23 protein-coding genes are annotated in these 24,434 nt (G+C 65.9%); 10 read left to right on the top strand and 13 right to left on the bottom strand.

What is annotated here, in order from left to right:
- The first annotated feature begins 3 nt into the window (after positions 1–3).
- The gene (locus WKW80_RS02550; RefSeq protein ID WP_340361944.1) at positions 4–1,014 is read left to right on the top strand and encodes a GlxA family transcriptional regulator; all 1,011 of its coding nucleotides are present in this window, start codon (positions 4–6) and stop codon (positions 1,012–1,014) included.
- A 7-nt stretch (positions 1,015–1,021) separates the two neighbouring features.
- Here the strand turns inward: WKW80_RS02550 and WKW80_RS02545 are convergent, their stop codons facing one another.
- From WKW80_RS02545 to murJ, 3 genes are all read right to left on the bottom strand, one after another.
- Positions 1,022–1,552: a VOC family protein gene (locus WKW80_RS02545; protein ID WP_340361943.1), complete on the bottom strand. Its 531-nt coding sequence runs from the start codon at positions 1,550–1,552 to the stop codon at positions 1,022–1,024.
- The gene (locus tag WKW80_RS02540; protein ID WP_340361942.1) at positions 1,552–2,403 is read right to left on the bottom strand and encodes a SirB1 family protein; all 852 of its coding nucleotides are present in this window, start codon (positions 2,401–2,403) and stop codon (positions 1,552–1,554) included. The genes WKW80_RS02545 and WKW80_RS02540 overlap by 1 nt, the downstream gene beginning before the upstream one ends.
- 67 nt (positions 2,404–2,470) lie before the next feature.
- A complete protein-coding gene (gene murJ, locus WKW80_RS02535) occupies positions 2,471–4,033 on the bottom strand; it encodes a murein biosynthesis integral membrane protein MurJ (RefSeq protein ID WP_340361941.1) in 1,563 nt (520 codons plus the stop codon).
- A 319-nt stretch (positions 4,034–4,352) separates the two neighbouring features.
- Between murJ and rpsT the strand changes: the two genes are divergently transcribed.
- A complete protein-coding gene (gene rpsT, locus WKW80_RS02530) occupies positions 4,353–4,664 on the top strand; it encodes a 30S ribosomal protein S20 (protein WP_340361940.1) in 312 nt (103 codons plus the stop codon).
- 129 nt (positions 4,665–4,793) lie between these two features.
- Here the strand turns inward: rpsT and WKW80_RS02525 are convergent, their stop codons facing one another.
- Positions 4,794–5,099: a DUF3579 domain-containing protein gene (locus tag WKW80_RS02525; RefSeq protein ID WP_340361939.1), complete on the bottom strand. Its 306-nt coding sequence runs from the start codon at positions 5,097–5,099 to the stop codon at positions 4,794–4,796.
- 162 nt (positions 5,100–5,261) lie between these two features.
- On the opposite strand from WKW80_RS02525, the gene WKW80_RS02520 reads away from it, so the two are divergent.
- The 6 genes from WKW80_RS02520 to kynA all read left to right on the top strand — a co-directional run bounded on the left by WKW80_RS02520 (position 5,262) and on the right by kynA (position 11,205).
- Entirely contained in the window at positions 5,262–6,458 is a 1,197-nt protein-coding gene (locus WKW80_RS02520; RefSeq protein WP_340361938.1) for an aspartate aminotransferase family protein, read from the top strand.
- Between the two features lie 253 nt (positions 6,459–6,711).
- A complete protein-coding gene (gene argF, locus WKW80_RS02515) occupies positions 6,712–7,632 on the top strand; it encodes an ornithine carbamoyltransferase (RefSeq protein ID WP_340361937.1) in 921 nt (306 codons plus the stop codon).
- Between the two features lie 63 nt (positions 7,633–7,695).
- Positions 7,696–8,367: a DUF899 domain-containing protein gene (locus WKW80_RS02510; protein ID WP_340361936.1), complete on the top strand. Its 672-nt coding sequence runs from the start codon at positions 7,696–7,698 to the stop codon at positions 8,365–8,367.
- A 65-nt stretch (positions 8,368–8,432) separates the two neighbouring features.
- Positions 8,433–9,089: an arylformamidase gene (gene kynB, locus WKW80_RS02505; protein WP_340361935.1), complete on the top strand. Its 657-nt coding sequence runs from the start codon at positions 8,433–8,435 to the stop codon at positions 9,087–9,089.
- On the top strand, positions 9,086–10,348 hold the full coding sequence (gene kynU, locus WKW80_RS02500; protein WP_340361934.1) for a kynureninase: 1,263 nt from the start codon (positions 9,086–9,088) through the stop codon (positions 10,346–10,348). The genes kynB and kynU overlap by 4 nt, the downstream gene beginning before the upstream one ends.
- 20 nt (positions 10,349–10,368) lie before the next feature.
- Positions 10,369–11,205 carry a tryptophan 2,3-dioxygenase gene (gene kynA, locus WKW80_RS02495; protein WP_340361933.1) on the top strand — a complete coding sequence of 279 codons (837 nt, stop codon included), beginning with the start codon at positions 10,369–10,371 and terminating at the stop codon, positions 11,203–11,205.
- Between the two features lie 8 nt (positions 11,206–11,213).
- On the opposite strand, the gene WKW80_RS02490 is transcribed toward kynA, so the two are convergent.
- Genes WKW80_RS02490 through WKW80_RS02475 form a run of 4 tightly spaced genes read right to left on the bottom strand, consistent with a single transcriptional unit; the run spans position 11,214 to position 14,848 of the window.
- Entirely contained in the window at positions 11,214–12,392 is a 1,179-nt protein-coding gene (locus WKW80_RS02490; protein ID WP_340361932.1) for an FAD-dependent monooxygenase, read from the bottom strand.
- Between the two features lie 5 nt (positions 12,393–12,397).
- Positions 12,398–12,667: a DUF6587 family protein gene (locus WKW80_RS02485; RefSeq protein WP_340361931.1), complete on the bottom strand. Its 270-nt coding sequence runs from the start codon at positions 12,665–12,667 to the stop codon at positions 12,398–12,400.
- A 5-nt stretch (positions 12,668–12,672) separates the two neighbouring features.
- A complete protein-coding gene (gene feoB / locus WKW80_RS02480; RefSeq protein WP_340361930.1) occupies positions 12,673–14,574 on the bottom strand; it encodes a ferrous iron transporter B in 1,902 nt (633 codons plus the stop codon).
- Positions 14,567–14,848 (bottom strand): FeoA family protein, encoded by a 282-nt coding sequence (locus WKW80_RS02475; protein WP_340362198.1) that lies wholly within the window; start codon positions 14,846–14,848, stop codon positions 14,567–14,569. Before WKW80_RS02475 ends, feoB begins: the two co-directional genes overlap by 8 nt.
- 385 nt (positions 14,849–15,233) lie before the next feature.
- Here WKW80_RS02475 and WKW80_RS02470 point away from each other — a divergent pair, with 385 nt between their 5' ends.
- The gene (locus WKW80_RS02470; RefSeq protein WP_340361929.1) at positions 15,234–16,139 is read left to right on the top strand and encodes a hypothetical protein; all 906 of its coding nucleotides are present in this window, start codon (positions 15,234–15,236) and stop codon (positions 16,137–16,139) included.
- A 168-nt stretch (positions 16,140–16,307) separates the two neighbouring features.
- Here the strand turns inward: WKW80_RS02470 and acnA are convergent, their stop codons facing one another.
- Positions 16,308–19,043, bottom strand: coding sequence for an aconitate hydratase AcnA (gene acnA / locus WKW80_RS02465; protein WP_340361928.1), 2,736 nt, complete (start codon positions 19,041–19,043; stop codon positions 16,308–16,310).
- 136 nt (positions 19,044–19,179) lie between these two features.
- Here acnA and WKW80_RS02460 point away from each other — a divergent pair, with 136 nt between their 5' ends.
- Positions 19,180–20,004, top strand: coding sequence for a helix-turn-helix domain-containing protein (locus tag WKW80_RS02460; RefSeq protein WP_340361927.1), 825 nt, complete (start codon positions 19,180–19,182; stop codon positions 20,002–20,004).
- Here the strand turns inward: WKW80_RS02460 and WKW80_RS02455 are convergent.
- Genes WKW80_RS02455 through WKW80_RS02440 form a run of 4 tightly spaced genes read right to left on the bottom strand, consistent with a single transcriptional unit; the run spans position 19,985 to position 24,251 of the window.
- Positions 19,985–21,148, bottom strand: coding sequence for a HupE/UreJ family protein (locus WKW80_RS02455; RefSeq protein WP_340361926.1), 1,164 nt, complete (start codon positions 21,146–21,148; stop codon positions 19,985–19,987). The genes WKW80_RS02460 and WKW80_RS02455 overlap by 20 nt on opposite strands.
- Complete coding sequence (locus WKW80_RS02450; RefSeq protein WP_340361925.1) at positions 21,145–22,377, bottom strand: hypothetical protein; 1,233 nt, start codon at positions 22,375–22,377, stop codon at positions 21,145–21,147. The genes WKW80_RS02455 and WKW80_RS02450 overlap by 4 nt, the downstream gene beginning before the upstream one ends.
- Before the next feature lie 10 nt (positions 22,378–22,387).
- A complete protein-coding gene (locus tag WKW80_RS02445) occupies positions 22,388–22,744 on the bottom strand; it encodes a hypothetical protein (RefSeq protein WP_340361924.1) in 357 nt (118 codons plus the stop codon).
- A gap of 10 nt (positions 22,745–22,754) precedes the next feature.
- Positions 22,755–24,251, bottom strand: a complete 1,497-nt coding sequence (locus tag WKW80_RS02440; RefSeq protein ID WP_340361923.1) for a DUF4331 domain-containing protein — start codon at positions 24,249–24,251, stop codon at positions 22,755–22,757.
- Between the last annotated feature and the right edge of the window lie 183 nt (positions 24,252–24,434).

The following is a 24,434-nucleotide window of genomic DNA, read 5'->3' as shown; positions in this document are numbered from 1 at the left end:
CGCATGGACGCAGAACGCACCGAGCAGCCTCGCGGCATCCGCGTAGTCTTCGTGCTGCTGGCCCACAGCCTGGTGCTGGACTGGGCGGGCCCGGCCGAGGCGCTGCGCATTGCCAACCAGCAACTCGTTGCCAGCGGCAAGGCGGCGCGCTTCGCGCTGGAGTTCGTGAGCCCTCGACCTGATGCCCTCACGTCGGTCGGCGTGGCCTTGCATGGCCTCGCGCCGCTCCCGACGCAGTGGGACGGCGATCCGGCCTGGGTCGTGCTGGTCGGCCTGCCCGGCAATGCCGTCAGCGTCCAGAACGATGAAGCGCGTGCACTGCTGCACTGGCTTCGCGGCCTGCGGCTGGAGCGTGGGCGGCTCGAACTGGTCACGGTGTGCGCCGGTGCCGTGCTCGCCGCACATGCCGGCCTGCTCGCAGGCCGGCGCGCCACCACGCATCACCATCACCTCGACGAACTTCGGCGCATCGAGCCACGCTGCGATGTCGTCGCCAATCGCGTGTTCGTACTTGATGCGCCGGTGTACAGCAGTGCCGGCGTGACGACCGGCATCGACCTGATGCTGCATCGCATCGCCGAGACCTGCGGCGAAGCGCTGGCCGCCCATGTCGCACAGACGATGGTGGTCGCGGTGAGGCGCGGCCCGCATGACCCGGATTTGTCTCCCTTCCTGGCCTACCGCAACCACATGCATGCCGCCTTGCACCGCGTGCAAGACGCGGTGAGCGAACAACCTCAGGACGCGTGGGACGTGCCGCGAATGGCCGTTGTCGCCTTGACGTCGCCACGCCATCTGACGCGCCTGTTCGTCGAGCACGCAGGCGTCCCGCCATTGGAGTACCTGCGGCGCATTCGCCTGGCAAGCGCGCAACTCGCGCTGGGCTCGGGCGCCAACGTCACCAGTGCGGCGGAGCGCGCGGGTTTCAGTTCCGACACGCAACTGCGTCGCGCCTGGCGGCAGTTCGGACTGCCGGGGTCACCGTCCCGGCAGGCCACGACAACGCGGCTGTGACGGCGGCCTACAGATACCCGCAAAACCGCAGCACGTGTCCATCGGGTTCGCGAATGGCGAACTCGCGCAGTCCCCACGGCTGCGACGTGGGCGGCTCGGTCACCTCGACCCCGCGCTTCACGTAGGCGGCATGCAGGCCGTCGATGTCCCGGCCGACATGGATCACGATCTCGCCGCGCCATTGGCGCGTTTCCCGCGCATTGCACTGCCACAGGCGGATGTACACAGCGTCGCCCCGGCTATGGTCGCCAGGCAGGACGCCCGGCAATCCCACTGCGAGCGAGGCGTCGACCGGATCGTCGCCCGGGGGCACATGCTTGACGCGCGCGTAGCTCGGCGGCTCGCCGGCGATGAAGTCGAGTTCGAAGCCGAGAACCTCGCGAAAGTAGCGTGCGGCGCGCGTGACGTCGGAAACGGGCAGCACGGGCTGGATGCCGTGAAACCGATGGCGGGTGCCCAGGTCGATCGCGACTCCGACGCCCGGCGCTTCGCTCCTTCGCGGCAGGCCGAGTGGGCCGCGTTCCCCGTCGGCAGCCATCAGTTTTCGGCGCGGCGCAGCGCCGCGACACGCTCTGCAATCGCGTCCAGATCGAGCGCGTCTTCCACATGAGCAAGATAGGTTTCGAGGTCGCGTACCGCGAGCGAAGCGTTGCCCTGCGCGGCGTGTGCGAGACCGCGGTCGCGGTGCTCGCCCCAAGCCTCTGGCAACAGCACGATCAGGCGGTCTTGGACGGCGATGGCGCGCTGCCAGTCTTCCTGCGTTCGATGCACTTCCTTGAGGTTGCGCAGCATGCGCGCGATGATGTCGCGCGGCGTGGCCGGCTGCAGGTAGAGACCGAGCGGAACGTCGAAATCGCCAACGAGGCCGTTGCTGCGCTTGTAGGGCTCCAGCCGTTCCGTGAGTTCTTCGCGAGAGAGAGATCGACCGGTGAACGGATCGATCACTACCTGCCCTTTCGGCAGCGTCACCTTGAGCATGAAGTGACCTGGAAACCCGACGCCCCGTGCCTGCAGCCCCAATCCCTGCGCGAGCTCCATCCACAGCACGGCCAGCGAAATCGGAATGCCGCGCCGCGTGCGCAGCACGGCGTTCAGGTAGCTGTTGTCGGGGTCGTAGTAGTCGTTGACGTTGCCGCCGAAGCTCAGGTCATGAAAAAAGAACTGGTTCAGCAGGCGCAGGCGTTGCAACGGCGCCGCATCGGCAGGCAGCCGGCGCTTGAGGCGCGCCAGCAATTGGTCGACATCGCCCAGCACCTGCTGCACATCGAGGTCTGCATATTCGTCTTGCGCGAGGCTGGCGGCCGCTTCGAGGAGCGGGAAATGGTCGTCGCTCTCCACGAGCGTCCGAAAATACTCGAGGGCTGTGGGCGCGGAGAGGCTCAGCGGCATGTGTCTTTGTAGTGGAGCGCGCCCGGAGCGTCAAGGCGGCATACGCCATCCGTCGCATCCGCGGCGATCAGCGCCGCATGAAGCTCCGCAGCTTGAGGCCCGACAGCGCCAGCACGCCGAAATACAGCACGCCTGCACCCGCGATGACGGCCGCAAGCAGGCCGATGCGCACCAACCGGTGCTCGCGCAGCGCGATCCAGTCGAAATGGCCATTCGCCCACACCAGCAACACCCCCATCACCATCGTGGCCGCCGCCACCTGCGCAATGAAGCGCCACCAGCCGGGCTCGGGCTTGTAGCTGCCCATGCGGCGCAGGCCGATCAGCAACAGGGTCGCGTTGACCAGTTGCGCAAGACCGATCGACAAGGTCAGGCCCGCGTGCTGCAGGTACGGCACCAGCGCGATGTTGAGCAATTGCGTCAGCGCCAGCGTGGCCAGGCTGATGCGCATCGGCGTGCGCATGTCGTGACGCGCGTAGAAGCCTGCCGCCAGCACCTTGATCGACACGATGCCCAGCAAGCCGGTGCCGTAGCCGGCGAGTGCGTCGGCCGTGCGCAGCACGCTCGCGTCGTCGAAAGCGCCGTTGTGGAAAAGCACCGCCACGAGCGGCTTGGCAAACACCAGTAGCGCCAGCGCGCAGGGCACCGAGAGCAGCACGATGAGCCGCAAGCCCCAGTCGAGCATCGCCGAGAAGCGCAGTTCGTCCTTCGCAGCGCGGGCACCGGCAAGTTGCGGCATCAGCACCACGCCGAGCGCGACGCCGAGCATTGCGCTTGGAAACTCCATCAACCGATCGGCATTGGTGATCCAGGTGACGCTGCCTGCGGCGAGGTGCGAAGCGATTTGCGTGTTGATCAACAACGAGATCTGCGCGCCGCTGACGCCGATCAGTGCCGGCAACATCAGTTGCAGGATTTTTCGCGTGGTCGGATCCGTCCACGCCGCGCGAATGGCCGCCAGGCGCAATCCCACATGTGGAAGCATTCCCAGGGAGCGCAGTGCGGGAATCTGCAACCCCAGCTGGAGCATGCCGCCCACCATCACGCCGATGCATTGCGCATAGATCGGTTGGATGCCCCAGCGCTCGAACAGCGGCGCGCCAATCACGATCGACGAAATCAGCGCCAGGTTGAGCAGCACCGGCGAGGCCGCCGGCACGACGAACTTGCGCCAGGTGTTCAGGATGCCGCCTGCCAGCGCCACCAGCGACATGAACCCGATGTAGGGAAACATCCACCGCGTCATGACCACTGCCGCGTCGAAGCCCCCGGATTTCTGAAGCCCGCTGGCCATCGCCCAGACCATCAGCGGCGCCGCGACGACCCCCGCCACGCACAAGACCAGCAGCGTCCAGCTCAGGAGCGTTCCGACATGGTCGATCAGTTGTTTGGCGCCTTCATCGCCATGCTCGGTCTTGCAAGCTGCCAACACCGGCACGAAAGCTTGGCTGAAGGCCCCCTCCCCCAATACCCGCCGAAACAAATTAGGTATGCGAAAGGCGACGTAGTAAGCATCAGTAAGCGCGTTGACCCCAAATATCGAACTGAAGAGAACATCGCGAATGAGCCCAGTCACACGCGAAGCGAGCGTCAACAAAGAAACGGTGGAGGCGGATTTGAAGAGAGACACAGCGCCGGCAGTGTAGATGGGCCGCCAACCGGCCTCCGATTCCCAAGGCAAGCGCAGCAAAGCACGTTCGTGAAACACCGCGGAACCGGCTTAGCCGGGCCGCTGGTGTTGCCCCCGGCAGGGGGTGGGAGGAGCGCACGCAGTGCGTGGAGCCTGGGGGTGAGCAACAAGCCCTCCGGGCCGCTGGTGTTGCCCCCGGTAGGGGGTGGGAGGAGCGCACGAAGTGCGTGGAGCCTGGGGGTGAGCAACAAGCCTTTCTGGGGGCGAGCTATAATCGCGAGCTTTGCTGCAACATCCCCAGACACAAGGAATCTAGATCATGGCATCAGCCAAACCAAAGAAAAAGAACCCGCGCCTCGCGTCGGGCCGTAAACGCGTCCGCCAGGACGTCAAGCTCAACGCCGCGAACACCTCGCTGCGCTCCAAATATCGTACCGCTGTGAAGAACGTCGAAAAGGCCGTGCTGGCCGGCGACAAGACCAAGGCAACCGAACTGTTCGCCAAGGCACAGGCCATTGTCGACACCGTCGCCGACAAGGGCATCTTCCACAAGAACAAGGCTGCTCGCGACAAGAGCCGCCTGTCGGCCAAGGTCAAGGCTCTCGCCCTGACCCCCGCTGCCGCCGCCTGACCTCAACGTCGGGCCAAGCCCGGATGATTGCTGAAACGCATTCATCCGCCGTTTGACAGGGGTGCGCTGCAGCAAAAGCGAAAAACCGCCTTCGGGCGGTTTTTTCATGGGTGAACGGTTTGTGCAGGCCTATTCCGGCAAGACGCAGGCCTCGCCCACGGTCAGGTCGTTGTCGCGAGCGAAATTCATGACGAAGTCCCAGGCCATCACGTCGTGGTGGCGCAACTCGGGGCTTACGATCACGCACTTGATGTTGTTGACCGTCGTCGGCACGCACCAGGGCGAATAGCTCAGATAGCTGTCCGGCGTCGCGCCGCCCGGGCGAAACGAACTCATCACGCCGGCCAGGCGTTCCGCCCAATCGCTCGGCCTGAAAGTCCGGCCATCGTGCGTGATGCCCTGGATGAAAAGTTTCTTGGTGCTGGAAATGTCCATGGAGCGAGTCGACGGCCGATCAGCGGTTTGCTGCAGCGCACAACAATTCTAGCCAGCAGCCTCGCATTGCCGTGCCAGAGGGCATTGCTGTGATGCGCAATCCTCAGCAAAGCGTGAAGAGTGCCCGCCTAGAATTCGCTTCCCTTTCCGGAGATTCGATCAATGAGCGCCATTCCCCAGCCCACGTCGCCCCACGTCATGAACACCTACGGTCGCCTGCCGATCGCGATGTCGCACGGCCAGGGCTGCCGAGTCTGGGACACCAATGGCAAAGCCTACCTCGACGGGCTCGGCGGCATCGCCGTCAATACGCTGGGCCACAACCACCCCGAGTTGGTGCCGGCGCTGCAGGACCAGTTGACCAAACTGATTCACAGTTCCAACTACTACCATGTGCCGGGCCAGGAAGCGCTGGCCACCAAGCTGACCGAGCTTTCGGGCCTGACCAACGCCTTCTTCTGCTGCACCGGCCTGGAAGCCAATGAAGCTGCCATCAAACTGGCGCGCAAGTTCGGTCATGAAAAGGGCATCGAGAAGCCCGAGATCGTGGTCTACGAGAAGGCCTTCCACGGCCGCTCGATCGCAACGCTGTCGGCCACCGGCAACCCGAAGATCCAGGCCGGCTTCGGTCCGATGGTCGAGGGCTTCGTTCGCGTACCGCTGAACGACATCGAGGCGCTCAAGAAGGCCACGCAGGACAACCCGAACGTGGTGGCGGTTTTCTTCGAGACCATCCAGGGCGAAGGCGGCATCAACCCGATGCGCTGGGACTACCTGAAGCAGGTGCGCGCACTGTGCGACCAGCGCGACTGGCTCATGATGATCGACGAAGTGCAATGCGGCATGGGCCGCACCGGCAAGTGGTTTGCGCACCAGTGGGCGGGGATCAAGCCTGACGTGATGCCGCTGGCCAAGGGCTTGGGCTCGGGCGTTCCGATCGGCGCCGTGGTCGCGGGTCCGAAGGCTGCCAATCTGTTCCAGCCGGGCAACCACGGCACCACCTTTGGCGGCAATCCGCTCGCGATGCGTGCTGGCATCGAGACCATCCGCATCATGGAGGAGCAGAAGCTGCTCGAGAACGCGGCCACCGTCGGCGCGCATCTGAAGTCGGCGCTGGAGCGCGAGTTCTCGCGCATGTCGGGCGTGAAGGAAGTGCGCGGCCAGGGCCTGATGCTCGGCATTGAACTCGATCGTCCATGCGGCGACATCCTGAATCGCGCGTGCGAAGCGGGCCTGCTGCTGAGCGTGACGGCCGACAGCGTAATCCGCCTCGTGCCGCCGCTGATCCTGACCATTGCCGAGGCCGATGAAATCGTGGCGATTCTGGCGCCGATCGTGAAGGCCTTTCTTGCGGAATGAAACACCCCCGAAGCGCCTGCGGCGCCTCCCGCTCGAAGGGCCTCGAGGGGGCGCACCCAGCGGCCCGGCGAAGCCGGTTCCACGGGTGCCCACGAACGGGCTCCGCTTTGCTGGCCCCGGTTTCATCCGTCGCAGAAGACGCTCCTGCGTCATGGAGCATTGAAATGATCTACCCCCACGCTCGTCACTACGTGTTCTCGCTGCCCCCCGAGCGGGCGCATGCCCTGTTTGGGGTGGCCCGGCAGGAGGCACCATGACGGAGGTCCGCCACTACCTGCAGTTCTCCGATTTCAGCGCTGACGAGTACGCGCATGTCTTCGCGCGGGCGGCACTGATCAAGAAGAAGTTCAAGACTTACGAGAAACACCAGCCGCTGGTCGATCGCACACTGGCAATGATTTTCGAGAAGGCCTCGACGCGCACCCGCGTGAGCTTCGAAGCCGGCATGTACCAGCTCGGCGGCAGCGTGGTGCACCTGACCACCGGCGACAGCCAACTGGGCCGCGCCGAGCCCATCGAAGACAGTGCGAGGGTCATCAGCCGCATGGTCGACCTGGTGATGATCCGCACTTTCGAGCAGACGAAGATCGAGAAGTTTGCAGAGCACTCGCGCGTGCCCGTCATCAACGGGCTGACCAACGAGTTCCACCCGTGCCAGATCCTGGCGGACATCTTCACCTACATCGAGCACCGTGGCTCGATCGCCGGGAAAACGGTGGCCTGGGTCGGCGACGGCAACAACATGGCCAACACCTGGCTTCAAGCCAGCGAGATCCTCGGCTTCAAGGTGCACCTGAGCACACCGAGCGGCTACGAGGTGGACCAGTCGGTGGCGGGCATCCGCTCGAGCGACAGCTACAAGGTTTTCAAGGACCCGATGGAAGCCTGCCGCGGCGCGGACCTGGTCACCACGGACGTATGGACCAGCATGGGCTACGAAGCTGAGAACGAGGCCCGCCGCAAAGCCTTTGCCGACTGGTGCGTCGACAGCGAAATGATGAGGGTGGCGCGACCCGACGCGCTCTTCATGCACTGCCTGCCTGCGCATCGCGGCGAGGAAGTGGAGGCCGACGTCATCGACGGGCCGCAGTCGGTGGTGTGGGACGAGGCGGAGAACCGGATGCACGTGCAGAAGGCATTGATGGAGTTCCTGCTGGTCGGACGCGTGGCCTGACCCTTTCGAGTGCGGGGCCATGCAGTATGTGTACATTGTTCACATACCGACTGGGGAAGCCCGATGAACTATCCCGACATCGTCTCGCGAACCGACTGGCAAGGCGCTCGCGACGAGTTTCTCAAGGCTGAAAAGGAACTCATGCGCGCGCACGACGCGCTGAATGCGCGACGTCGGCGCCTGCCCATGACGGAGATCACGCGCGACTACCGGTTCGCCTCGACCACGCGCGACGACTTGCGGCTGGTCGACCTGTTCGACGAACGCGCCCAACTCATCGTCTATCACAACATGCTGAACGATGGCTCGGACCACATCTGTCCGGGCTGCTCGACGGTCTGCGACAACCTGATGAACAACTTCGCGCACCTCCATGCAAGGCGCACGTCTTTCGCCATGGTGGCGCGTGCGAAGGTGCCGCAGATCGAGCAGGTGAAGGCCCGCATGGGCTGGACCTTTCCGTGGTACTCGTGCCATGGCAGCACCTTCCACGAGGACCTCGTCACCGCGCAGAGCAACGCATCTTTCGGTGTCTCGGTATTCATTCGCCAGGATGACCGCGTGTTCCAGACCTGGTTCACGTCCGGCCGCGGAGCGGAACAGATCGGCAACACCTTTCAGTTGCTCGACATGACGCCATGGGGCCGCCAGGAGGAATGGGAGAACTCTCCAGCGGGCTGGCCGCAGGAGCCGAACTACAGCTGGCAGCGCCTGCACGACGAATACGCACGCTGATCGTTTCAATTCCTGTTGGAAATAACCGACACCACGATTGTTGACGCGGCGCTACCTTTGCGCCCATGACTTCTTCAGCGCCCCGCCTCTGGGATATTTCCCCGCCGGTCTATGTCGGCGCGCCGGTTTTTCCGGGCGATACGCCCTATCGGCAGCGCTGGGCCGCAAGCATCGGCCCCGGTTGCCCGGTGAACGTCAGCGAGATCACCTTGTCGCCACACGTCGGCGCGCATGCGGACGCGCCCCTGCACTACGACCCCGCCGGCGCGACGATCGGCGATGTCGATCTGGCAACGTATCTCGGGCCATGCCGCGTGATCCATGCGATTGCGCGCGGTCCGCTGATCGAGTGGGCGCACATCGAACATGCCGTCGACCACCTGCCGCCGCGCGTGCTGGTGCGCACCTATACGCGCGCGCCGGTGCATCAATGGGATGACGCCCTCGCCGCCTATGCACCCTCGACCATCGAGCGCCTTGCCGCGCTCGGCGTGAAGCTCGTCGGCATCGACACCGCCAGCATCGACCCAGCCGACAGCAAGACGCTCGACAGCCATCAGGTGATTCGCCGCCTGGGCCTGCGCGTACTCGAGAACCTCGTGCTCGACGACGTGCCCGAAGGCGACTACGAACTCATCGCGCTGCCACTGAAGCTGGTCAGCGCCGATGCCTCTCCCGTCCGCGCGATCCTGCGCGAACTCAACCCTGCTCAAGAACAATGACTCTCGACGACTGCCGCGCACTCGATGCGCAAGACAAGCTGGCCGCGCTGCGCGCCCAATTCACGCTGCCCGCGGGCGTGATCTACCTCGACGGCAACTCGCTTGGCGTGCTGCCCAAGGCGGCGCCAGCGCGCATCGCCGAAGTGGTGGCGAAGGAATGGGGCGAAGGCCTGATCCGCTCGTGGAACACCGCCGGCTGGTTCGACCTGCCGCAGCGCCTGGGCGACAAGGTTGCGCGCCTCATCGGCGCCGCGCCGGGTGAAGTGGTGTGCACCGACAGCACCTCGATCAACCTGTACAAGGTGCTGTTCTCCGCGCTGTCGCAGCAGCTTCCCACGAACCGCAGGGTGGTTGTCAGCGAGCGCAGCAATTTCCCGACCGACCTCTACATCGCCGAATCGATGTGCCGCGAGCGCGGCTTCACGCTGAAGCTCATCGAGGCCAGCGAACTGCCCGCGGTACTCACCGAAGAGGTGGCAGTACTGATGCTCACGCACGTCAACTACCGCACCGGTGCGATGCACGACATGAAGGCCATCACCGCCGCCGCCCACGCCGCGGGCGTGATCACCGTGTGGGACCTGGCGCACAGCGCGGGCGCGGTGCCCGTCGCGCTCAACGACTGCAATGCCGACTATGCGATCGGCTGCGGCTACAAGTACCTCAACGGCGGCCCCGGCGCGCCGGCATTTGCGTGGGTTCATGCCCGGCATGCGGACAAATTCGTGCAGCCGCTGTCGGGTTGGTGGGGCCATGCGGCGCCCTTCGAATTCACACCGAACTACCGCCCTGCTTCGGGCATCGCGCGGTACCTGTGCGGCACGCAACCCATCGTGGCCCTGGCTGGCCTCGAATGCGGCCTCGACACGATGCTTGCAGCCGAGGCGCACGGTGGCATGGCGGCACTGCGCACCAAGTCGCTCGCGCTCACGGATTTGTTCATCCAACTCGTCGAAGAGCGCTGCGCCGGACACGGCTTGTCACTCGTCACGCCGCGAGAGCATGCCGACCGCGGCTCGCAAGTCTGCCTGAGCCGCGGCGAAGGCGCCTATGCGATCGTGCAAGCCTTGATCGCGCGCGGCGTGATCGGCGACTACCGTGCCGGCGACGAACAAATGCCGGACATCCTGCGTTTCGGCTTCACGCCGTTGTACCTGGGCTTCGAAGACGTCTGGAATTCGGTAGAGCACCTCAGGCAAGTGCTCGAAACGGCCGAATGGCAACGCGCCGAGTTCAACGCGAAGAACGCGGTGACGTGAGCGAGCGGGGCCACACAAATATGAGCACCGAGAAAATCGTCCACGAAGAAAAGGCGCAGCTCGACTTCAGCGAGTCGATGAGCTACGGCGACTACCTGCACCTCGATGAAGTGCTAAACGCGCAGCATCCGCTGTCCCCGGCGCACGATGAGATGCTGTTCATCATCCAGCACCAGACCAGCGAGTTGTGGATGAAGCTGATGCTGCACGAGTTGCATGCTTCCATGCGCTGCATCGCGAACGAGCAGTTGCCCGACGCGTTCAAGATGCTGGCGCGCGTGACGCGGATCATGGAACAGCTGGTGGGCGCCTGGACCGTGCTGGCAACCATGACGCCACCCGAATACAGCGCCATGCGGCCGTACCTGGCCAAGTCGAGCGGCTTCCAGAGTGCGCAATACCGCTGCATCGAATTCGCGCTCGGCAACAAGAACGCGGCAATGCTGCAGCCGCATGCGCACCGCCCCGATCTACTGGCGCGCGTCGATGCGGCATACCGCGCGCCATCGCTATACGACGAGGCGTTGCGCCTGCTGGCGCGGCGCGGGTTGGCCGTACCGGCAGACCATCTCGAACGCGACTGGACCCTGCCCTACGAAGCCAGCGACCAGGTCGAGCAGGCCTGGCTGGCGGCGTACCGCGATCCGCACAAGTACTGGGACGTCTATCAGCTCGGCGAGAAGCTCACCGACATCGAGGATGCCTTCCGCCTCTGGCGCTTCCGCCATGTGACGACGGTCGAGCGTGTGATCGGATTCAAGCGCGGCACCGGCGGCACAGGCGGCGTAAGCTACCTGCGCAAGATGCTGGACGTGGTGTTGTTTCCGGAGATCTGGAAGCTGCGGACGGATCTTTGATCCGCGAGTCAGCCCGCGTACAACCACGGCTGATCCAGCAGCGCCGCGCCGAACGTCCGCATCGCCAGGTCGCGCCCGAGCCGCACCGGCCCGGTCGCATGAAAGATTTGCCCGTTGCGTTGCGCCCTGGCCTGCACCCGGGCGTTGCGCTGCCAGCGGGCGGCGGCGTAGCGCTGCAACGCGTTGGGCAGTTCAGCCGGCGCGCCACCACCGAGGGCTTCGCCCAACGCAACCGCGTCTTCGATTGCCATGCCTGCGCCTTGCGCGAGGTACGGCAGCATCGGGTGCGCTGCGTCACCGACCAAGGCGATGCGTTCGCGCACCAGTTCGTCGGCGCCTGTGAGCGGCGCGCGATCGCTCAAGGCCCAGGCGCGCCACCCCGGCATGGCTTCGAGCAATGCCTGCAGCGCTGCGCCGCTTCTGCCCGTGGCCTGCTGCAAGGCGACAAGGCTGCTGGCCTGGTCCCAATCGCGCACGTCGCCAGCGGACGTTGCTTCGGCGATCACCACGACGTTGAGCCATTCGCCGCCGCGCACCGGATACGCAACCGCATGCAGGCGCGGGCCGAGCCAGACTTCGACGCCATGTCGGCGCAACGCCGCAGGAATGGCGGACTGCGCGACCATTGCACGCCACGCCATGTGGCCCGTGGCACGCGGTGGCGAATCGGGCGTCGCAACGTGTTGGCGCACGTTGCTCCACAGGCCATCGGCGCCAATCAGTGCGTCGCCCTCCCATGCACGCGCATCGGCGCTTGACGCGCACACGACATTGTCGTTGAACTTGACGTCGACGATGCGTGCATCGGTGTTCAGCGCTATGCATTCCTGGTCGCGCACGGCGTCAAGCAGCAGCGTGTGCAAGTCGGCACGGTGCACGCAGAGGTAGGGCGCACCGTAGCGTTGCGCAATGGCCTGGGCCAGAGGCATGCGCGCCAGGACGTCGTTGCCGGCGGCGCTGCGTACCGTCAGCGCATCGGGCTGCGCCGCGACGGCGGCCAGCGCCTTCTCGAGACCCAGCGCACGCAGGCGACGCGTCGCATTGGGACCGAGTTGCACGCCGGCACCGATCTCACCGAAAGCGGAAGCCTGCTCCAGGAGTTCGATGCGATGACCTTGCCGCGCCAGCGCCAGCGCGCTCGCAAGCCCGCCGATGCCGCCGCCGGCAACGAGGATGTGTGCCGCCATGCGGCTCAACGCACGGATGTTGCGGGCTTGTCGGCAGGCTGCTTGGCGTCGGCCGTGCCGCAAGCGCCGCAACTGTCGCACGAGCCGCAGCCCGAGGTCTTCGCGAGCGAAGCGGCAAGCTGCCTTGCGCGATCCTCGTCGACCAGTCCGGCGCGCTGTCCGCCGGCTGCGATCTTCTGCGCGGCACCGAGTCGCCAACCCGCCGGCATCCAGCGCCAGGCCGCGTAGATGGCGGCGGCCGCAACGATCAAGCCCACGATGATTTGTTGTGTCATGGCAATCAACCCCAGCCGAGCGCGAGCGCAATGTGGTAGGTGACGAAGCAGGCAACGTAGGCCAGGCCGAACAGGTAGCCGGCCATGATCCAGACGTATTTCCAGGAGTTGGTCTCGCGCTTGACCGCAGCCAGCGTCGAAATGCATTGCGGCGCAAACACGTACCAGACCAGCAGCGACAGCGCCGTCGCAAGCGACCAGCTCTGCGCGATCAGCGGCTGCAATTGGCCGGCCACTTCCTCTCCCGTGGCCGACAGCGCGTACACGGTGCCAAGCGCGCCGACGGCAACTTCACGCGCCGCCATGCCGGGCACCAGCGCGATCGAGATCTGCCAGTTGAAGCCGATCGGCGCAAAGATGTGTTCGAGCCCGCGGCCTAGCATGCCGGCCAGGCTGTACTGGATGGCCGGGCCGGTCGCGCCTTCGGGCGGCGACGGGAAGGTCGACAGGAACCACAACAGGATCGTGAGCGTGAGGATGATGGTGCCCACGCGCTGCAGGAAGATCCATGCGCGTTCGTACAGCCCCAGGCCCAGGTTGCGCGGGTTCGGCCAGCGATAGGCCGGCAGTTCCATCAGCAAGGGCGAATGCGCGTTGTTGTCGCGAAAGCGCTTCATCACCCACGCGACCGACATCGCCGAGACGATGCCGAAGGCATACAGCGCGAACAACACGATGCCTTGCAGGTTGAACACGCCACCGACCGTCTTCTCGGGAATGAAGGCCGCGATCAGCAAGGCATAGACGGGCAGCCGCGCCGAGCAGGTCATGAGGGGCGCGATCATGATCGTGGTGAGCCGGTCGCGCCAGTTGCTGATCGTGCGCGTCGCCATCACGCCGGGGATGGCGCAGGCAAAGCTCGACAGCAGCGGAATGAACGAGCGGCCCGACAAGCCCACCGTACCCATCACCCGGTCGAGCAGGAATGCGGCGCGCGGCAGGTAGCCGGAATCTTCCAACGCGAGGATGAAGAGGAACAGGATCAGGATCTGTGGCAGGAACACGATCACGCTGCCGAGCCCGGCCACGATGCCGTCGACCAGCAGGCTCTGCAGCATGCCTTCGGGCACGACGGTCTTGAGCAGGCTGCCGAGCGCTTCGGTGCCGGCCTTGATGGCGTCCATCGGCACCGTCGCCCAGCTGAACACGGCCTGGAACATCAGGAACAGCGTGACGGCCAGCAGCAGCATGCCCCACAGCGGATGCAGCACCACGCGGTCGATCTTGTCGCTGGTGGCCAGGCTGCCGACCGGCTCGCGGACAGCCACGCCAAGGATGCGGCGCACCTCGCGCTGGGTCGCCAGCACGTCGGCCATGGCGGGCGCTTGCCAGGGAACGGGCGAGGCACTCGCGACGGGTGCATCGAGTTGTTCGAGCAGGCCCTGCGCGCCGCCGACGTGCACGCCGACGGTCTCGATCACCGGCACGCCGAGTTCGCGCGACAAGGCGACCACGTCGACCGCGATACCCTGCTTCTTCGCCATGTCGGTCATGTTCAGTGCCACAACCATCGGCAGGCCGAGCTGGCGCGCTTCGAGCACCAGGCGCAGGTTCAGGCGCAGATTGGTCGCGTCCGTCACGCACACCAGCAGGTCGGGCAAGGCTTCCTTGCTCTTGCCGGTGACCACGTCGCGCGTGACGGCTTCGTCGGCCGACAGCGCATTGAGGCTGTAGGCGCCGGGCAGGTCGAGCACCAGCACGCGCCGGCCGGCGGCTGTGCGCAGCACGCCTTCCTTGCGCTCGACGGTGACGCCGGCGTAGTTGGCAACCTTCTGGCGACTGCCGGTCAGCAGGTTGAACAGCGCGGTCTTGCCGCAGTTGGGGTTGCCGAGCAGTGCAATGCGGGCGGGCGGCGTGGTCGCCGTCCCGGTGGCGCCGGGCTGGAAATTGAGCGTGGCTTCAACCATGTTGGGCGGCTCCCGGCATCACGCGAATAAACGAAGCCTCGTGGCGGCGCAGCGCGAAGGTGGTGTGGCCCAGCCGCACGGCCAGCGGCTCGCGCCCCGGCACGCCCGTGGCCACGATGCGCACGGCTTCGCCGGGGACGAAGCCGATCTCGGTCAGGCGCAGCACCAGTTCGCGGTCATCCGCTGCTTCAGGCAACGCTACATCGACCACGGTGGCCCATTGGTTCCTGGGCAGTTGGTCGAGGCTCATGGCGGTCAAGGCCGCTCCATTCATTGTGGTCACCCTGGGAGTCCAAATCTGCAAAATGAGAATTATTCTCGAAAACTCGGCAGTGCGACACGCCCAGCACGAAGTAGCCCCAAGTAAAAGCATGTTCCCGGCATGAACGAGGAACCTCCTGCCTGTTCAAGGGCTGACTGGAGACTGACTTTGCCGGCTGAAACAACCGCAGCATGCCGCGCGGCTCGATGTGAACCATGAACTCTTCGTGGTTTGCGAGGGCGCCATATGCCGTTCTGGAGCGGCGGCGATAGTCCCCCACGCGGCGGCCACCGTAAGCCATAGCAAACAGGGCCATGGATTGACACCTCCGGCCAGTTCCACTCCGCGCGATCGCTGTCTAGACTGTCTCCATCAGGAGACGCAAGGAGGTGTCATCGTGGCCAGGAACATCGTCGCATCCGTCGGGCTCGGCGGCGCCAATCTCAACGCCGACGTGGCCACGATCCAATCCATGCTCGATTCGGTGCCGGCGGGCAGCGGCGGCCCGGCGCCCGCCCTCGATACCGACGGCAAGTGCGGCCCGCTGACGGTCGCGGCCATTCGCAAGTTCCAGAACACGCAATTCGGTTCGGCGGACGGCCGGGTCGACGTGGGGCAACGAACGTTGGAACGCCTCCAGACTTTCGACAAGGGCCCGGGGGCGGGCCCGGCCCCGTTGCCGGGCGGCGTCCAGTCGCCGCAGATCGTCACGCCGCCGGGGTTCTTGCCGCCGATGTCGGACCAGCCGCCGAATCCGCCGGTGAACATCCCGTCCGGCCTGTCGCCGCTGCGGCAACGGATCCTGCAGATCGCGATGGGCGAAGCGCTGCCCGAATCGGCCGTGACCGACCTCAAGACCATCCGCGACGGCAACGAGACCGTGCGCGCCGGATGGAAGCGGCTGAAGCAGTACTTCGACGAGGGCGTCGACGGCTGGACCGAGCAGAAATGGAAGGACAAGGCCACCTACGACGGCGTGCGCATTCCGGGCCGGCGCATACCGCAACCCGGGACGGGCGGCGTCAGCTGGTGCGGCATCTTCGCAACCTGGTGCGTGCGCCAGGCGGGGGTCGAGACCAAGTGGCGCTATGGCGTGGGGCCCAGCGGCCTGAAGCTCAATTTCTCGCGCGACTGCAAGCCCGGCGACATCGCCGTGATGGCAAAGAACGTGCACCACTTCATCGTGGCCAGCCCGACCGCCGATTCGATCATCACGATCAACGGCAACTCCGACAACCAGAGCATCCTGGTCAAGCCGCGCCCGCTGAGCAGCGTGGTGTATTTCTACAGCGTCGAAACCTGAACGGCTCGCCTCTTCGTTGCTCCTCCGCGCTTCGCGCAACGCGCGACGCATGCAACCGGCGCCGTCAAATGCCAGGGCACCCGCGGAACCGGCTTTGCCGGGCCGCCGGGTGCGCCCCCTGAGGGCCCTGAGGGGGAGGCGCCGCAGGCGCTTCGGGGGTGATTCACCTCATGCAGCAAGCAACTGCCGCAGCACGAACGGCAGGATGCCGCCGTGCTTGTAGTAGTCCACCTCGATCGGCGTGTCGATGCGCAGGCGTACCGTCACCTCCTGGTGCGCGCCGTCGAATCGGCGGATCACCAGCTTTACGTCCATCTGCGGCTTGAGTTCGCCGCCGATCACCACGTCGACTTCCTCGTCGCCGGTCAGCCCCAGCGTCTGCCATGAATCGGCGCCTCGGAACTGCAGCGGCAGCACGCCCATGCCGACCAGGTTGGCGCGGTGGATGCGCTCGAAGCTGCGCGCGATCACGGCCTTGATGCCGAGCAGCTGCGTGCCCTTGGCGGCCCAGTCGCGCGAGGAACCGGTACCGTATTCCTCGCCGCCGAAGATCACGGTGGGCACGCCTGCCGCCATGTACTTCTGCGCGGCGTCGTAGATGAACATCTTCTCGTTGCCGGGCTGGAAGCGCGTGACGCCGCCCTCCTCCTGCGTGCCGTTCTCGTCGGGCGGGATCATGAGGTTCTTGATGCGCACGTTGGCGAATGTGCCACGCATCATCACGTCGTGGTGGCCGCGGCGCGAGCCGTAGCTGTTGAAGTCGGCCTTGGCCACGCCGTGCGCCTTGAGCCAGATGCCGGCGGGCGAGCTTTCCTTGATCGAGCCGGCCGGGGAGATATGGTCGGTAGTGATCGAGTCGCCGAACAGCGCCATGATGCGCGCGCCCTTGAAGCCCGCATCCGACGCATGCGGCTGCATCTTGAAGCCCTCGAAGAAAGGCGGCTCAGCGATGTAGGTCGACTTGGGCCAGTCGTAAACCTGCCCCTGCGTGCCCTTGATGCTCGTCCAGAACTTGCCAGGTTCGGTCTTGACCTTGTCGTAGTTGGCGCGGAAGGACTTGGCGTTCATCGCATAGCGCAGGTTTTCGTCGATCTCCTTCGGCGTCGGCCAGATGTCGCCAAGGTAGACGTCCTTGCCTTTCTTGCCCTTGCCGACCGGCTGCGTCATCAGGTCGACCATCACGTTGCCGGCGATGGCGAAAGCCACCACCAGCGGCGGCGATGCAAGGAAGTTGGCCTTGAGGTTCGGATGAATGCGCGCCTCGAAATTGCGGTTGCCCGACAGCACGGCGGCGCCCACGAGTTCGTTCTTCGTGATGGCTTCGTTGATCTCCGGCGTCAGGTCGCCGGCATTGCCGATGCAGGTCGTGCAGCCATAGCCGGCCAGGTAGAACCCGAGCTTTTCAAGGTACGGCAACAGCCCGGCCTTCGTGAGGTATTCGGTAACGATGCGCGAGCCGGGCGCCAGCGACGTCTTGACGTGCGGCTTGACCGTGAGCCCCGCCTCCACCGCCTTCTTCGCGAGCAGTCCGGCCGCCAGCATGACGCTCGGGTTCGAGGTGTTGGTGCATGAGGTGATGGCCGCGATCAGCACGTCGCCATTGCCGATGGTCGTGCCGGCTTCCTTGAGCGCGACGCGTTCATTGAGCTTCTCGGCCGGCTGGTTGAAGCCGTTGGCCTCCTGCGGCTTGCTGTACAGCTCGGAGAACTTGGTCGACAAGTGGCCGAGATCGATGCGGTCTTGCGGACGCTTCGGGCCTGCAAGACTCGGCGTGACGGTGCCGAGGTCGAGCTTGACGATCTTGGTGTACTCCAGCTCGCCCACTCCCGGCATGCCGAACATGCCTTGGGCCTTGTAGTAGGCCTCGAACAGTTCGATTTCCTTGGTGGTGCGACCCGTCCCCTTGAAGTAGGCCAGCGTCATCTCGTCGACCGGGAAAAAGCCCATGGTCGCGCCATATTCGGGCGCCATGTTGCCGATGGTCGCGCGATCGGGCACGGCGATGGAGGCGGCGCCGGGGCCGAAGAACTCGACGAACTTGCCGACCACCTTTTCGCCGCGCAGGATGGCCGTGACGTAGAGCACCAGGTCGGTCGCGGTGACACCTTCGCGCAGCTTGCCTGTGAGCTCGAAGCCGACCACGTCGGGCGTCAGCATGTAGACCGGCTGGCCGAGCATCGCCGCCTCGGCCTCGATGCCGCCGACGCCCCAGCCGACCACGCCGATGCCGTTGATCATGGTCGTATGGCTGTCGGTGCCGACCAGCGAGTCGGGGTAGTAGACGGCGGAGTCGCCCTTGTCGCCCGGCTTCTTGTAGACGCCGCGCGCAAAGTACTCGAGGTTGACCTGGTGCACGATGCCGAATCCCGGCGGCACCACGCCGAAGGTGTCGAAGGCCTGCATGCCCCACTTCATGAACTGGTAGCGCTCGTTGTTGCGCTGGAACTCCAGCTTCATGTTCAGGTCGAGCGCCTTGGATGTTCCGTAGTGGTCGACCATCACCGAATGGTCCACCACCAGGTCGACCGGCACCAGCGGCTCGATCGTCTTTGGCGATTTGCCCAGGGACTGCGCCACGCTGCGCATCGCGGCCAGGTCGGCCAGCAGCGGCACGCCGGTGAAATCCTGCAGCACCACGCGCGTGACCACGAATGGAATCTCGTCCACGCGCTCGGCATTGGGCGCCCAGTTGGCCAGCTCCTCGACGTGCTGCGCCGTCACCTTCTGCCCGTCGCAATTGCGCAGCACCGACTCCAGCACGATGCGGATCGAGACCGGCAGCTTGTTGACGTTGGGGAATTGCTTTGCCAGCTCGGGCAGAGAGAAGAATTTGCCCGATATGCCAGACGCGGTCTTGAATGTCTTGAGCGTCGAGGCAAAAGCGTGCGCCGAATCCTTGGCCATGGAGGTCTCCTTGGAAGTCGTGTGGGGCTGGGTGGCGAAGATAGCAGGGATCGACGATGCGTGGCTGTCGGCAGGTCGCATGAACTTGACCTGCGGGGTCATGTTCGAAATGACGTGCAAGTCCTAGCATGGCGGCATGAACCTTCGCGCCGCCTCCCCGACCGCTGCCGACCCGTTCGGCGCACACCTGCGCCACTGGCGCCAGCATCGCCGCCTGAGCCAACTCGACCTGGCGCAAGAGGCAGATGTGTCCACCCGTCATTTGAGCTACGTGGAAACCGGCCGCGCCGCACCGAGCCGCGAGATGGTGCTGCGACTGGCCGAGCGGCTCGAGGTGCCGCTGCGCGAGCGCAATGCCCTGCTCGTGGCCGCAGGGTTTGCGCCGATGTACCGGCAGCGCTCGCTCGACGACCCGGCGCTGCGTCCGGCCCGGCGTGCGGTCGACCTGGTGCTGAAAGGTCACGAGCCCTTCCCCGCGTTGGCGGTGGACCGGCACTGGAACCTGGTGGCGCACAACGCCGTCGTGCCGCTGCTGATGGCCGGCGCCTCGGCCGAGCTGCTGAAGCCGCCGGTCAACGTCTTGCGCCTGAGCCTGCATCCGGACGGGCTCGCGCCGCGCATTGCCAATCTGGCGCAATGGCGCGCGCATTTGCTCGAGCGCCTGCAGCAGCAGATCGCAGCCACGGGGGATGCCACGCTCACCGCCCTGCATGACGAACTGGCGGCCTATCCGGTCGGAATCGCATGCCACGACGCGCCGTCGGCTGGCGGCGAACTGGCAGGCGTGGTCGTGCCCTTCCAGCTTGCGACGCCGAACGGGCTGCTGAGCTTCATCAGCACCACGACGATCTTCGGCACCCCGGTGGACGTGACGCTGCAGGAGCTGGCGGTGGAGTCGTTCTTTCCGGCCGACGCGCAGACGGCGGCCGCGCTCGCCGCACTTACACCGGCAGCACCTTGAGATCGAACACCCGTTCGACAAACCATACCGCCGCCACCGCGATGGCAAACGCCGACCCGCCGCGCAGCACCAGCGGCGGATAGCGGCGCTGCCGACGCAAGGCCAACAGCACCGCGAGCGCGATCGACACGACGATGAGCTGGCCCGCCTCGACGCCGAGGTTGAACCCCAGCAACGCCGCCGCGAAGCTGGCGACCGGCAGGTCGAGTTCCGCCAGCACGTTCGCAAAACCGAAGCCGTGAATGAGTCCGAACAGGAACGTGAAGATGCGCCGCCGGCCGTGCAGCAGCGGCACGATGTTGTCGATCGCCGCCACGATGATCGTGAGCGCGATCGCGGGCTCGATCAGCCGCGGTGGGAGCGACACGACCTTGAGCCCCGCGAGGGCCAGCGTGATCGAGTGGCCGATGGTGAACATGGTGACCGTCGACACCATCGGCCACACGGCCTGAGGCCAGCGTACGACCGGACGCCACTCGCCGCTGCGGCGCACCAGCACCGCGGGCAGCAGCAGGCTGATGAGGAACAGGATGTGGTCGTAGCCGATCAGGATGTGATGGACGCCATCCAGGAAGAAGCTGGTTCCGTCGGCGCGCTTTGGCGTCGAAGCATCCTCCCGCGCATCCGAAGCCGTCGGCCCGAGCGCAACCGAAACCGCACCCGCCGACGGGTCGAGCGACTGCAGGGCCGGCATCCGGCCTTCGCCCATATCAACACGCAACAAGCCGCGGTGCGTCGGGTCGACTTCGCGGAACAGGCTGTAGTCGAGCCGCAGCGCCTCCCCGGCGGCGCATCGGCTGTGAAGTTGCAGCACGAGGTAGGTGCCATCGACGCGGCTTTCCAGTGCTGGAGGCTGCGTTTCGCTGATCGCGCACTGGCCGGCCTGCAGTCGCAGGTGAGCCAGTGCGTAGGCGCGGATGTCGTCCATGCGGCCCCTGACCTCGCCCCAGCTGAGCTTCTGATCGCCGTTCTGGTCGAGGTCGAGCACTGCATCGAGGTCGCGCAACGACACGTCCCAGCGCAGGTGCACGATGCCATCCGTGCGGCTCAGCTGAAGGTAGGCGTCGCTGGCCTTGTGCGCGAGCGCCGGCCCGGCGATCGCGGCCATGGCGAGCATGAACAGCATCGTGAGGAAGCGCCTCATGCCGACCCCCCCAGTACCGCGTCGACGCGGGCATCGCGCAGGCCGATCTGCTGCATCAGTTCCCGCACTTCGCGGCGGGCACCATCGTCGCCGGCGGCCGATGCGGCGCGGGCGAACACCAGCAAGTCGATCGGCTCGCGCTGCAACTGCACGTTGAGGCGCGCGAGTGCAAGGGCTTGTTGCGCATCGCCCCGGACGTCCAGCGCGAACAGCGCGTGCTCGCGTGCATGCAGTTGCGAGTTGCCGGGTCGAAGGGCTGCGGCATCGAAGCGCGCGGCCAATTCCTCGGCGTCGCGCTGTGCTGCTTCGCGCTGCGGTGTCGACAGCTTGTTCTGCGCCGCGAGTCGTCTCGTGGCGATGACGATGCGCAGCAACACCGCGTCGCTGCGCGCCTCGGCCTCGAGCAGAGGCAAGACCTCGGCGGGACGGTTGCGGTTGAGCAGGAAGCCGCTGCAGGCCAACACGTCGTAGCCGGAGGCGCCTGCGCCCATCGCCTGCCGGTACGCCGTGTCGGCCTGCGGGACGCGGCCGGCGAGCTCGTGGATCTCGGCCATGGTCGTGAGCAGCCATTGCCGCGTCGATGCCTGCCGTGGGTCCTGGAGCAAAGCGTTGTCGAGCAAGCCTTGCAGCGCTTCCTGCGCCCCCTTGTGGTCACCACGCAGGCCGGCGTTCTCAGCGAGGCACGCCACGGCGTACAGGTTCTGCCGTAGGCGGACAAGCGAGCGGCACGCCTTGTCGGATTCTTCGTAGCGACCGCGCACCCGCAGGATGGTCGCGAGCGTGAGCCAGCCTTGCGCGTTGTCCGGGTGGCCGGCGAGTGCCATCCGCAAGGTGCGCTCCGATCCGTCGAAGTCGTGGAGGAACTGGGCCACCGTCGCGTGCATCACGAGGATCGCGTTGGGCGTCTCGTCCGCCAGCGGCTGCCAGGCCTGCAGCACGCCCATTGCATAGCCGGCGTAGCGCGCATCGCCCTGCGAGCGGGCCAGGTCGAGGTAGGACTGCGCGGCCGCCAGTGCCACGCCCTCGTCGCGCGGATGCTGCACCAGCTCGCGGCGAAGGCGGCGCTCTTCGCGTGACCAGCTGGCCACGGCCGGCAGCGACTCGACGATTTCCGTGTCGCTCGCCGGCACGCGCGGCGTGGCGTGGCCGGTGGCGGGCAGCAGCGCCGACAACCCGATCAACGCGATTGCACCGGCCAACCGGTGGCCCAGGGCGCCGATGCGAATCATGGCCACGACCTCAGGGCGTCGAGACAGGGTCCTTGGTCTCGGACGTCGGCGGCGGATCGAACTTGGCCACGTCGGCGGGTTCGCCGGTTTCGGGCGAGGAACCGAGCAAGGCCATGACGTACGTGATGAAGCCGGCGTAGGGATCGGCCGCCTGCACGCCATCCGATGGCGCGTCGCCCGATGTCATGTTGCCCGATGTCATGTTGCCCGACGGCATGTTGCCCGAGGGCGTGCTGCCTGATGGCGTGGTGGCGACGGACGGGATGAAGCCTCCGCCACCTCCCCCGCCACCGCAGCCGGTCACCAGCAGCGTGGTCGTCAGCGCCATGCTCAGCGGAATGGCCCAACCGAAGGCAATTCTTTTCATGATGGGCTCCTTACGGTGCGACTGTGGCGCCTGGCAGCGGCGTGTTGAGGTATGGGAACGCAGCAGGGAATTGCGCGGGACTTTGCAGCGCGCCATCGGTCAGCGGCGCGCCGCCGGCGGGTGCGTCCGAAGGCTTGCAGCCGACCTTGAACTTGTCCGTGTCGCCGGTCAGCACGCACAGTGCGCCCATGGCCACGCGCAACTCAATGTCGACGATGTCGTCGCCCGGTCGTCGGCCGTTCGGGAAGCCGGCAAAGTCGCCGCCGGCCACGCCGAGGTTGCTCTGGCTGGCCTTGGGGGTCGGCGCAATCCTGGTCTCCAGCCGCAGCATTTCCGAAGGCGTCACGTGGGCCGGCTGGTTGAGGCCGGCGATGCCCGTCAGGAAGGCGGCGACGAGGTCGGTGCGCGGGAAGTTGGTGGGCGCCTTGGCGGAGGGGAACAGGGTCTGGATCAGCGTCGGCAGCGCGGGGTTGGTGACGTAGCCCAGGAATTGCGCGTCGTTCTTCGGCTGCGAGCTGTTGAACCTGTCCTTGTCCTTCAGGCCGATCACCACTTCGTTGACCAGCGGCATGCCGAGCCGCGACACCTGCGCCCACGGGCCGCCGTTGAGCGCCGTGGTCTGGTAGCCGCTCTTGGGCGGGCTGGCGATCAGGCGCGCTTGCCGCACGCTGGAGGTGGTCCAGCCGCCGATGATGGTGCTGCCGCCGGTGGTCAGGCAAGCGGTCGGCACTTCGAGTTCGAGCGAGGTCACGTTCTTGCCGGCGAGCGAATCGGCGCCGGTCACGTCGGGATTGCCGAGCGGGTTGAGGTTGATCAGGTCGAAGATCGGGCCGAGCGCGACCACGAAAGGGTCCTTGCGCTGGCCGACGAACACCTTGCCGAGACCGTCGCAGCCGGGGATCTTCACGTCGTAGACATGCTGCGCGGCATAGGCGGCGTAGGCACCGCCAACGCCGAAGGTTTTTTCGCCGATGTTGTCGGTGGGCTTGTCGAACACATGGCTGCCATCAGTCTTGAGGACCGCATCGCCGACGCGGCCGTGACGGTCCCCGCGTACCACGCTCACCGTGTAGGTTTCGCGCAGATTGCTGGTGGGCTGGTTCGGACCGGTGATGCCGCCGGCCTGCACCAGCGGGATCGACGTGCTCTGGCCACCGATGGGCAACGCGATGTCGCGCAGGGTGTTGGTGAATCTGAACTGGAAGGTGATGTCTTCCCTGCCGTCGCCGTCGTTGTCTATGTGGATCTCGTAGAGGCCAGTCGGGTCCATCGCGAAGAAGTTGGGGCCACCGGCCGGACTCTGGTCGGGCTGGTAGTCGGCGATGAGCGTGGTGTAGTCGGCTCGGGCCGGGTCGTAGCTGCGGAACATGTAGAAGTCCGTCGCGTCGAGCTTTGGCATGCCGGCAATCGACGGCGCCTCGCGATGGCTGGAGGCCATGGCGCCGCCCGCCACGACCGCACAGAGGGCGGCCACGCTGGCCCGGACCGGGAAGCTGGAAAGTTTCATTGGCGTCACCTCGAAATGTTGAGTGGGACTCCGCCGAACGGGTGGAGCACTTCACTTACGCGAGGGGACGCGCTGTGGATTCAGCGGAAATTGCTACTGAATGCTTCAGCGGCTTTCAGGATGCCGGACCGCGCTCTCGAACGTCGCGTCGCCCCAAAAGAAAAGCCCGCTGCGCGGGCTTTT

Source organism: Variovorax humicola (assembly GCF_037889915.1).
Classification (GTDB): Bacteria; Pseudomonadota; Gammaproteobacteria; order Burkholderiales; family Burkholderiaceae_C; genus Variovorax; species Variovorax humicola.
This window is presented reverse-complemented; position numbering and strand designations above follow the sequence as displayed.